Origin of the sequence: Bacteroides ihuae (assembly GCF_900104585.1) — a bacterium.
Taxonomy (GTDB): domain Bacteria; phylum Bacteroidota; class Bacteroidia; order Bacteroidales; family Bacteroidaceae; genus Bacteroides; species Bacteroides ihuae.
On sequence record NZ_FNVX01000006.1, the window covers coordinates 746045 to 757855 of the forward strand.

The window sequence follows — 11811 nt, forward strand, 5'->3', positions numbered from 1 at the left end:
TTAATTAAAAGGGTTTTTTACTAACTTCGGATTATTATTAAGTACAGTCTGATCGATAGACGAATAGTAATTAGCCATACGGAAAAGTCTTGCTCTTTTGAAGCGTGTAGGCCTTATTTTTTCAAAAATGTATTTGTTATTATCTGGATGTCCGGGATGCACTACTCTATAAGGATATAATCCATAGATCACGGCATTTTCATTATTGTCATTGCCATCCCATATTTCATGCGCTATCCTCCAACGTTTCAAATCAAAGTATCGATGATCTTCAAATGCAAGTTCAACGCGACGTTCATTACGAATAATGCCCATCGTTAAAGTTTTAATACTATTTATGGGAAAACCAGCACGTTCACGAATGGCATTGATATATCCTACAGCCTCAGGTTTATTTAACTCAAATGCAGCTTCTCCCGCATTCAAATAGATCTCACCCAACCGGAACCAAGGCCACCAATTCTCAGCAGATGTTCCTCTGGTACTCGCCCCAGATGCATCACTAACAAATTTTCTCATATAAAAGCCTGTATTACTTACATCTTGGGCATTATCCTTTGGCCCGTCGAAACCAGTCCACAATCCATTATCGCCGCCTTCAATATCATATTTCTGTCCCAAATTAGGAGCTACACTTAATCTATAGTTATCATTTTCCCAAATAGCAACTCCAGCTTGAATATTGACAGGCAAATTTCTAAATGTTGTACCCCCATAAACAATAGTTCCATATAAACGACTATCCTTATTTGCAAAAATATCGGAGACGTTATCATACAATATATAGCTACCATTACTGTCTTTGAAATGAAGAGAGCCTTGACTCCCATCAAGATAGTCGAAACTCTCTACAAGATTCAATGAAGGAGACAAACTGGAAGAAGATTCATTATCTTCAGTAATGCTTTTTACAATATTATCATAAGCAAAGCGGTGTACTTTCAAACTAAGTTTATAATCTTTAGCAAAGATAATTTCCTTTGTTCCTTTTTTATTAAGCATATCGTAAAAATTCCTTCCCTTATCCGAATTCTCGTTATATAATTGAAAATGCTTACTGGATATAATGGCTTGGGAGGCAGCAAGAGATTTTGTATAATAATCAGCCGCTTTAGAAGCAGGTATGCCGACTTCTTCTCCCGGTGTTGTTATCGGTGAAGGCATCAAATTGTTGTATTTGGCAATAGATGCAGCATAAAGCATAGCACGGCTCTCCAATGCCAATGCAGTATAGGTGCTAGCTCGAGTCTGGCTATTATTATTGGGTGCTAACATGTTTTTTATAGCTTCCGCCTCATTATAGATGAAGTCATAGACTTCATATTCTTTTGCACGTGGTACCTGCAAAGGAGTTGGATCACCACTAAAATCATAGATCAACTGAGTGGTTACGATAGGTACACCACCCATACGTTTCACCATCTCAAAATAGACAAAAGCCCGAATAAACCTTAATTCAGACTTAAAAAGATCTCTCTCTTCTTGTTTAAGATTTCCAGCATATTTATCCAGATTGTCAAGTGCCAAATTAATATCACGAATAAGACCGTAATCCCAATATCGACCATAGTCATCACCATATTGAAAATCATTATGCCAGTTAGCATCATTATGCCCCGACCACATAGCATCATCCAATTCACTCATACCTCCAGTATTAAAAACACCATGAAGAGATGGTAACCTGTCATAATAGTTAGCCAACAACGACTTAATTAGTTCAGGATCGTTCCAAAGCTGTTCATCTGTAATAATATTCTGAGGGTCTCTTTCAAGCCAACCATCAGAATTACAACTGACCAAAAAGAAGGAGGCTATTACTAATAGCTTTATAATTAGGTATTTCATACTCATATTTTCTTTTAAAATGTAACATTAAAGCCAACTAATACTGTACGTTGCTGAGGATAAACAACTGCCGCTCTTGCGTCTATCTCCGGATCTATTTGGAATTTACCTACATTGTCGAAAGATAACAAATTAGAGCCACTAACGAATACACGTAGTTTTTCTGCTTTTATTTTACTTATCAACTGTTTAGTGAAAGTGTAACCAAGTTCCATATTTTTCACCCTCAAATAGCGAACATTCGTAAGCCAAAAATCACTATTTTTACTATTAGGCCCTGAATTTCCATTTCTTATAGCCGGATAATAACCTTCTATCCACTCGCTTTGAGGGTCGTAAGGATCTGCACGGTGCCATCTGTCTTCTAATAGATAGGCTGGAGAATTTCCTCCACCATGGAATGCATTCCTAAGCTCATAATCTTGAAACCATGATTGCATAGCTCCTCCTGCAAAATCAATGTTAAGGTCTATGCCTTTCCAATCTAGTCCAATACGCCCACCGAAAGCTAACATTGGAGCCCAGTCTGTAGGATATCCAATAGAACGTTCATCCATATCATTGATAATACCATCTCCATTAACATCTTTATAGATAAAGTCACCTGGTAATAAAGTACGGTTATTCTGTCCATCCATATCCACTGAATAATTTCTAATCTGGTCTTCGGATTTAAATCGACCAATAACTTGGTATCCCCACCAAGTACCACCCAAGCGATCTTCCGCTGAATTTCGATACTCATCCCACGAATTACCAAAACGAGGTTTGTATGTTTCTATACTTCTATAGCGTGAGTAAGTAAAATTTCCACTTACAACATAATTGACATCACCTATCTTGTCGGCATATGTAATGATGCCTTCAAGCCCATAATAACCATTCTTATTCAAATTTTCGTTTGGTAAACTATAACCGATCTCACTAGGTAAAAGAACATCATATCGTGCTGCTGGCACTCCCGACCTGATAATTTTAAAAGCATCTGCTGTAACTTTCAACTTATTATCAAAAATCGACAAATCAAAACCTATATTAGAGTTGGTGTTTTTGACCCATGATAAATTGGTTATAGGCGTTCCTCTTGGTTTTATTCCTGTTACATATTCGCCATCTAGAACAGCACTGCCGTTATTCCATGTGTATCCAGCCATATAGTCAAATAGTCCTATACCTTGTTCAATACCTGTTTGCCCAATGGAAGCTCTTAACTTCAGATCATTGACGACGCCTTTTGCTCCTTTAAAGAATGGTTCATCAGAAATGCGCCATCCTAACGATATCCCAGGAAAGAAACCCCATCTTTTACCTGGCGCATATAGATATGAAGCGTCATAACGGCCTAATAATTCAACTAAATATCTTCCTAAATAATTGTAGTTAACTTTTCCAGCATAGCCAGCCCGTGCTTCGTATGACCAGTCATTCCCGAATGAGTTCATCTTATCAAATTCCAACAAAGGCAAATAATTGTTAGAAGGATTAGTACCCATTGAAAGATACTTCTTATCATAATCGGACCGTTCATAGGCCAAAGTGACTGAAAGGTAATGATCTTTAAATTGTTTTGCATAGTCTAATTGAAATTGACCATACTTTGCAACAACTTCTCTTCCTGTCTGATATCTCCAACCAGCATCTGATCCACCAGTACGATTATAGGTGTCTTTTGCTTTATCATAAGAATAGACATCATAGGTATATTGGAAACCATCAAACTTATTATTCGTATAATTATAAGAGACAGTCCCTTTGGCTTTAAGGCCAAACTTAAATTTATATTCAGCATATAAGTTAATATTAGCATTGCGGGAAATATTATCTTTATAGCCTACAATATCTCGATGGAATAAAGCAGGATTACGAGAGAAATCTCTTGTATGGTTGATATATTTCGGATTATCATTAGCATATGGACCAACAGTTGGAATGTTTGAGAACATCCCCAATATGGCGGCAAAATAGCCATCTCCACCAGGCAATCCAACGTCTTTGCTATTCTCTTGCTTTCCACTAATCTGAGTACCAACAGTCAATCTTTCTAGTATTTTAGCCTCAAGGTTTACTTGAATATTTGTTCTCTCATAAGAGAAATCCTTCATAAGGGCATCTTGCCCTGTCTGTGAGACAGAAAGGTAATAATTAGATTTTTCAGATCCTCCTGTCACATTTGCATTGATATGATATTGAGGTATATTTTTCCTCATTACCATGTCATAATAATCATAACCTCCATAGCCAGACTCTGTACCTGCTTGCCATTTGGCTAGTTCTTCTTTAGAATATGTAAATTTGCTAGGATCTATTCCTGCATTTTGTTCAGCCTCCACTAGTCCTCTAGTATATTGAGCAGCATTAGCCATCTTTGGAAATCTTGTCAAATTTTGCCACCCATAATATCCGTTGACATTAATTCGGACATTCTCTCCAGCTTTACCTTTTTTTGTTGTCACAAGAACGACCCCACTAGAAGCTCGCAATCCATAAATGGCCGCAGATGCATCTTTCAAGATAGTAATACTTTCTATATCATCAAGACTTAACGAGTTGAACACATCATTCCCCGATACATTAGATGACTGAAGCCAATCGTTCCCTGTCTGCCCCCCATAGGGTATACCATCAATCACAAACAAAGGATTACCCATATTACGGATTTCGATTTTAGCTCCCTTACCAGGTCTGGCATCTGCTGCTCTAACTGATATACCTTGCATCTTGCCGGCTAAAGCACCAGCAGTAGACGTTGACGCAGAACGAAGCAGATCTTCAGATTTAACAACACTTAGAGCCCCGGTGACATTCCTCTTTGCCTGAGTGCCATATCCTACAACGACAATATCATCCAAAGTTTTAGAATCTTCCCTCAGGACAATCTTAAATGTAGATTGGCTCCCGATTGGAACCTCTACAGGCTTGAAGCCAATATAGGAAACGAGAAGAGTTCCATCAGTAACATTCAATGTAAATTTCCCATCTAGATCTGCAACAGTACCATTGGTTGTTCCTTTAACAACAACACTGGCCCCAATTAGAGGGTTATTGCTTGTGTCTATTACAACTCCAGTTATTTTACTTTGGGCATATACCGTTGTCGAGATCATCAACAAGAGGGCATACAAAATAATATTTTTCAATTGTTTCATAAGTATTAATTAAAAGGTTTAATAAACGAGATTAATTTTGACTAAATATTTAACATTTAACTTGAACGATTAAGCGCGTCCGTAATAACAGCCTCGTTTTCCTGTTTTTCATCATATTAGCTTTTTAGTTAGAAAATTATTTTAATTTATAAGGTTTCGTGCTTACATAAATTCGATAATCTTTTATCATTCCGGGTTTATTTTGCTCCACTCTAGGCAAGTATGAAAAGCCTGAAATCAAAACATCTTCGCCAAGATCTATCACGATAGAATGAGGATATTTTGTTTTCTCCTTAGTATATCGGGTATGCCAGATTGTGGACTCCTGCAAGTCAAAAATATTTGTAGCCAAGTTATTGGCTGCTTCTGTTTCTTCACTATCAGCATACACAATCTTCCAATGCTGACGAGAGATTTTTTGTCCATTGGCACCAAGAATTTCTAGTTCGGCAATAGAAGCATAGTCACTTTCATTATAAGCGTTTAAAGCTTCAATGCAGAAATAACGTGCCGGCAGTTGTTTCCCAAATTTCACCTGTTGCCATCCGTTACCTTCTCTGAAACGACCTTCATAAACAGGAGTCTCATCTTTCAAATTCAAGTTCTCATCCTGTTTACGATGAATTTGTGCACCACTACCATCAAGAGCATCAAGTATCGGCTGGCGAAGCCCTTTAAGAGTTTGCTTTGAAGGTACCATATCCAATACAATCACCTCATTTTCACCTTCTTTAAGCCAGCAACCGGGTACATACAACGTCTGTTGAGGGCCTATCTTCCAATAGCGTCCCATAGAGTGTCCATTTACCCAAACCAATCCTTTTCCCCAACCAGTCATATCTAGAAAAGTATCACCCGGCTTATCAATCACGAAGGAACCCTTAAAGTATGCAGGCATGCCGTCTGTCCTTATATTCTGTTCATATTTCTTCTTACTAACAAAATTGTAATCTACCGGCAAATTATAAACGAACCAATCTTTTAATTTTTGAAGCTCTGAAGTTGATTTCAATTCCACCTTTTCAGTGATACCTTTCCAATCATAAATCCCTGCACCAAAGTTCATTCGCCCCATCGCCTCCACCAGAATATCCAATCGGGCTCCCTCTTTAACCGGAGGTAGTTTTATCCTATTTTCACCTTTCAAACGATTCAACGTTCCAACTTTCTTTCCATCGATAAAGATCTGTGTCCAATCATGCGCTTCTGTGATAATAAGCATTTGTTCTTCATTTGACTTTTCAAGAATGGTGCGATACAAAATGCTTCCCCAACCTTGATCAAAAAACTCCATGGATTGAATATCTTTACTTCTCTTAGCTACGGGAAGATTATCAAAGACAGGAGCGACTTCATTTAACTCAAAAGAAGGGATAGTAATGGTCCCGATCGAGTCAGGTACCTGCTCCAGCGACTCTCCATCAGGTAGATATTTCTTCAATAGTTCACGAACCTCAAAATATTTCGGCGTTACTTTACCCGACTCGTTAATTGGAGCATCATAATCATAAGAGGTACAAGTAGGAGAAAAATTAGGGAAGTTTGCACCACCCCAGTGTCCAAAGCTTGTTCCTCCATGAGTCATATATAGACTAAATGAAATATTCTTGTCCAGCATTTCTTTCATCCCTTTCACCAACTCCTGAGCACTGCGTGTTTCATGTTTTGCTCCCCAATGATCAAACCAACCCGACCAATATTCACTACACATTAAAGGAGTGTTCGGGCGTAACTGTTGCAGCCTTTCAAATTGTTTTTGGATATTGGCTCCTGTCCCAAAGTTAACAGTCCAGAGCAAATCGTCCAAAGCATTATTCTCAAAGTTAGAACTCCAGTCACATTGAAACAAAGGAACATCAGTGAAACCGGCTTTCTTCACCATATCACGAATTGCCGAGACATATGGCTTGTCAACGCCAAAAGAGCCATATTCATTTTCAACCTGCACCATAATGATATTACCACCTTTGGTGATTTGCAGGTCGGCTAGTTCTTTCCCGACTTGATTCATAAACAATCCCACTCGATCCATATAATATGAATCTAACTTACGAAGTTTTATGTCTTTTTTCTTTAGCAACCACCATGGAAGTCCGCCCATTTCCCATTCAGCACAGACATAAGGCCCCGGGCGGACAATCACATATAGATGATGTTTTTGAGCTAGCCGACAAAAGGAAGCAATGTCTTTTTGCCCTTTAAAATCATATTTTCCTTCTTCCGGTTCATGATAGTTCCAAAAGACATAGAGACAAATCGTATTCATACCCAATGCTTTGCACATCTCTATACGATGTTCCCAATATTCTTTAGGAATGCGGGGATAGTGAATCTCTGCTGCTTTAATAACGAAAGGTTTATTATTTAAAAGAAAGGTCTTATCACCAACCTTGAACGATTCTTGCGCAACACAAGGCAAGGATAATGTAGCTAAAAAAACAAAGCACACTAATAGTGCAGCAATAAATTTCAGAGGAACAATTTTCAAGAATGGGATTTGAGGGTTTCCTTTCTTCATAATATATATATTTTAAGATAAACATTTCATAGCCTTAACTGATTGTGCAAATATAGATAGAGCAAAGAAAACAAGCAGGTAAAAATCATGCAGCTAGGGACGGTAAATCATGCAATGCAATAGATACATGCCTAAAATGAGAAAAATAGTTGTATTTTTGAGGCAAGCAATAGATTATTGAATTGGATAGATAATGAAAAGACACAGACTTATCATATTACTATTAGTAGCATTCGTAGCATGTTCCAAACTAATATCCCAATCTTACAGCATTAAACGATTAGGAGTCGAACAAGGGTTATCCAATAACTATGTAGTAAGTATTGCTCAGGATAAAGAAGGCTTTTTATGGTTTGCAACTGAAGAAGGATTAAATAAATTTGATGGGACGCGTTTTATCAACTACTACAAAAACAGCCATGGCATCACAGGGAATGAATTAAATCGCGTTTATGCCGATCCTTCAAAACCTATCATTTGGATAGCAACCCAGCGCGACGGGTTGAACGCTTACAATTATAAGAACCAAACCTTTAGCACTTATCAACATAGCCCCAAAGAACCACTTAGTTTAATTACCAATGATATCACTGACATCACTGCATCAGTCAATAACAACAATGGTTTATGGATTAGCACTTATTATAAAGGCGTCGACTATCTGGATATACGTAGTGGGAAATTCACCCATTATAATAGAGCAACAGTACCTTCTTTGCCAAGCGACCAAACATGGACAGTGATGGATGGAGAAGATGGTTATTTATACATTGGGCATGTGGATAACGGATTAAGTATTCTATCTATTGAAGAGAAGAGAGTAAGGCATTTCGTAAATAATCCGAATGATCCCAAAAGCCTTCCGGGAAATGACATACGTTGCATCTTTAAAGATACAAATGGAAATATATGGATTGGAACAAACCATGGATTAGCTTTATTCAACGCACAAACTAAAAGCTTCACTACCTTCAAAGATAATCAAAGTGATGCCCATGGAGTACTATCAAGCAGGATCTTTTCTATCAAGCAGTTTAGAAACAATAAATTATGGATCACGACTGAATTTAACGGAATTGCAATATTAGACCTAAAGCAAAGTTTCTTTTTACTTCCGGAACAAATTCATTTTGAGTATATCAGAGAAGGAGACGGAGAGAATAGTTTATCAAATTCAAGTATTAGATCTGTATTTCAGGACACGTACAACAATATATGGATTGGCACATGGGGGGGCGGCATTAACTTCATTAGTAACGAACCACTCCTCTTCAATACTTGGAGTTACTCACCTATGCGAACTGAAAACAGCCTTAACAACAAAGTCGTAAGTAGCATTTGTATAGACCGAGATAATCGCTTATGGATAGGAACAGATGGAGGCGGTATCAATGTTTTTAGTGCAGGGAAAAGAGTCGCTATACATAATAAAGAAACCGAAGAGTTGAAAGACAACTCTATCTTGGCGGCTTTCAAAGATTCGGAAAACAATTTGTGGTTTGGAACTTTCCAAGGGAGCATTAGTTATTACAATAATACACTCGCTCGATTTCAAGACATATATCCTGGCGATAATCCCCATTTAGATATACGCGTATTTTATGAAGATAAGCAACACAACATCTGGATAGGCAGCAGCGATGGAATATTTGTTTTTAGTTTAGCTGAAAAGAGATTCATACACCACTACAATACAACAAACTCTAAGCTACCCGAGAATTTTATACGTAGCATAGCACAAGATGAAGAAGGGCGTTTGTGGGTGGGTACATTTGGAGGAGGAATGGGAGTATATACGCCCAACTTCAAACAAATAAAGTCATTTGGGCAACACATGGGATTTTGCTCCAACACTATAAATCACATTTTATGCGACAGTAAAAAACGAATGTGGATAGCAACAGGAGAAGGATTAGTCTGTTTCCCTTCACCGAAAACCTTCAAGCACGTCACATATCAACGTAAAGAAGGATTACCCAACACCCATATAAGAGCTATCAGCGAAGACAGGAACGGGAATATATGGGTTAGCACCAATAACGGCATCAGTTGCTATGTTACCGAGAAAGGTTGTTTCTATAATTACAAAAAGTCAGACGAAGTTCCCTCAGGCAACTTCATGAGCGGAAGTGTTGGCAAAGATAAAAATGGATTTATTTATTTTGGTTCCATTAACGGATTATGTCGCTTCAATCCGGACAGAGCAATAAAGGGAATTGAAGCACCTCCCGTTGTCATTACAGAAATAAAAATATTCGGACGTCTTTCCAATCAAGAAAACAATGAAACGATCATTCCAATATCTGATGAACGAAGTATAGAATTAAAGCATGTGCAAAATAGCTTTAGTATAACTTTTAATATACAGAACTATTCACTGACAAAGCAGGTAGAATACGCCTATATGCTCAAAGGATTAGAAGACTCGTGGTATACCGTAAACGATAATAACAGTGTTACTTTTCGTAATATCCCCCCCGGAAGTTACTCCTTTTTGGTAAAGACACGTATCCATAACCAAAATTGGTCCGAAAAAGTAACCGTTCTGCCAATACACATCAGCCCTCCCCTATGGCTCACGTGGTGGGCAAAGTTATTCTATTTTCTGACTGCCACAGGAATACTCTTACTTGTTTTCTATGCTTACAAAAAGAGAATAGATCTTGAGATTTTATATCAACTGGAAAAACAAAATCACGTGCAAGAACAAGAGTTAAATAATGAACGACTACGCTTCTATACCAACATCACTCATGAACTGCGTACTCCGCTAACGCTGATATTGGGCCCTCTTGAGGACATCCAAAAAGATACATCTTTATCATCCAAACAAATACGCAAAATCTCCGTGATTCATCAGAGTGCTCTTCGCTTACTCAATCTAATTAACCAAATATTAGAATTTAGAAAGACCGAAACGCAAAACAAAAAACTATGTATAAGCAAAGGGAACATCGCGGCATTAGTCTACGAAATAGGACTTAAGTACAAAGAATTAAATCAAAAACCGGATCTCAAAATTTCAATAAGAACCGAAGCAGATAACATACCCTTGTTTTTCGACAAAGAAATAGTTACTATCATCTTGGATAATCTAATTTCAAATGCAATAAAATATACAGAAAGAGGAGAAATCATCCTAAGTCTGAACCAGACGATTTACAAAGAGATCTCGTACACCGAAATAATGATAAGTGATACTGGGTATGGCATTGCCTCTGAAGCATTGCCACACATCTTCGATCGCTATTATCAGGAGAGTGGCAAGCACCAGACTTCAGGCACCGGAATAGGCTTAGCAGTAGTGCGAAATTTGGTCACGCTGCACCAAGGAGAGATAAGAGTAGAAAGTACTTTAAATAAAGGCACTACTTTCTTTTTCGGTTTACTTACTAATAATACTTATCCAGCCGCCACCCATGCGGAGATTGAGGAAAAGGAGATTACAACAGATCTTTCTCACGAAGAGATGGTTGACAGTAACAAGCCGCTACTATTAGTCGTTGAAGACAATCAAGATATTCTCAATTATATATCCGATGCCTTTTCGGAATCATTTGAGATTGTAACTGCTACCAATGGTGAAGAAGGTAGAATGCAAGCCTTCAATAACATACCGGATATTATTGTAAGTGATATCATGATGCCCGTAATGGATGGTATCTCTTTGTGTAAACTCTTAAAAGAAGATATCCGCACAAGTCATATTCCTATCATTCTGCTGACAGCTAAAGATGCTTTGCAAGACAAAGAAGAAGGATATGCAGTCGGTGCCGACTCATACCTGACAAAACCCTTTAGCGCTACCTTATTACGTAGCCGCATAAATAACTTACTCGAATCTCGCAAAAAATTGGTAGAGCAATTCATTACCAAGCACACTTTAACGAATAAACGTGCGACCATAGCCGAATCGATGAGCAAGCTAGATAACGAATTTATAAATAAAGTAACACAGATGATAGAAGAAAATCTATCATCAGAGAAGACCGATATTACTTATATATCGGATAAAATGTGCATGAGCAGTTCCACGCTTTACCGAAAAATGAAAGCCCTTACCGGGCTCTCAACAAATGAATTTATACGAAAAATCAGAATGCAACATGCCGAAAAGCTCTTATTGGAAGGCAAATATAGTATCTCTGAAATTTCATTTAAAGTAGGCATTAATAGTACTGTCTATTTTCGCCAATGCTTCAAAGAAGAGTTTGGCTCAGCACCCTCTGATTATCTAAAACAAATTATTCCTTCAAAGGAGATTTAACAAAATAAGTACAATGCATATGCTTGGCACTC

Annotated in this window: 4 protein-coding genes; 1 reads left to right on the forward strand and 3 read right to left on the reverse strand. The window is 37.8% G+C overall.

What is annotated here, in order from left to right:
- The 3 genes from BQ5338_RS13815 to BQ5338_RS13825 all read right to left on the reverse strand — a co-directional run bounded on the left by BQ5338_RS13815 (window position 1) and on the right by BQ5338_RS13825 (window position 7512).
- Window positions 1–1854, reverse strand: a complete 1854-nt coding sequence (locus BQ5338_RS13815; RefSeq protein ID WP_071147395.1) for a RagB/SusD family nutrient uptake outer membrane protein — start codon at window positions 1852–1854, stop codon at window positions 1–3.
- Between the two features lie 8 nt (window positions 1855–1862).
- On the reverse strand, window positions 1863–4994 hold the full coding sequence (locus BQ5338_RS13820) for a SusC/RagA family TonB-linked outer membrane protein (protein ID WP_071147396.1): 3132 nt from the start codon (window positions 4992–4994) through the stop codon (window positions 1863–1865).
- 136 nt (window positions 4995–5130) lie between these two features.
- Window positions 5131–7512 (reverse strand): beta-galactosidase, encoded by a 2382-nt coding sequence (locus BQ5338_RS13825; protein WP_071147397.1) that lies wholly within the window; start codon window positions 7510–7512, stop codon window positions 5131–5133.
- Between the two features lie 193 nt (window positions 7513–7705).
- On the opposite strand from BQ5338_RS13825, the gene BQ5338_RS13830 reads away from it, so the two are divergent.
- Entirely contained in the window at window positions 7706–11779 is a 4074-nt protein-coding gene (locus tag BQ5338_RS13830) for a hybrid sensor histidine kinase/response regulator transcription factor (RefSeq protein ID WP_071147398.1), read from the forward strand.
- The last annotated feature ends 32 nt before the right edge of the window (window positions 11780–11811 follow it).

Excerpts from the sequence above, each read along its gene's own strand:
- BQ5338_RS13815 (WP_071147395.1), bottom strand. The coding sequence starts at position 1,854 with ATGAGTATGAAATACCTAATTATAAAGCTATTAGTAATAGCCTCCTTC.
- BQ5338_RS13820 (WP_071147396.1), bottom strand. The coding sequence starts at position 4,994 with ATGAAACAATTGAAAAATATTATTTTGTATGCCCTCTTGTTGATGATC.
- BQ5338_RS13825 (WP_071147397.1), bottom strand. The coding sequence starts at position 7,512 with ATGAAGAAAGGAAACCCTCAAATCCCATTCTTGAAAATTGTTCCTCTG.
- BQ5338_RS13830 (WP_071147398.1), top strand. The coding sequence starts at position 7,706 with ATGAAAAGACACAGACTTATCATATTACTATTAGTAGCATTCGTAGCA.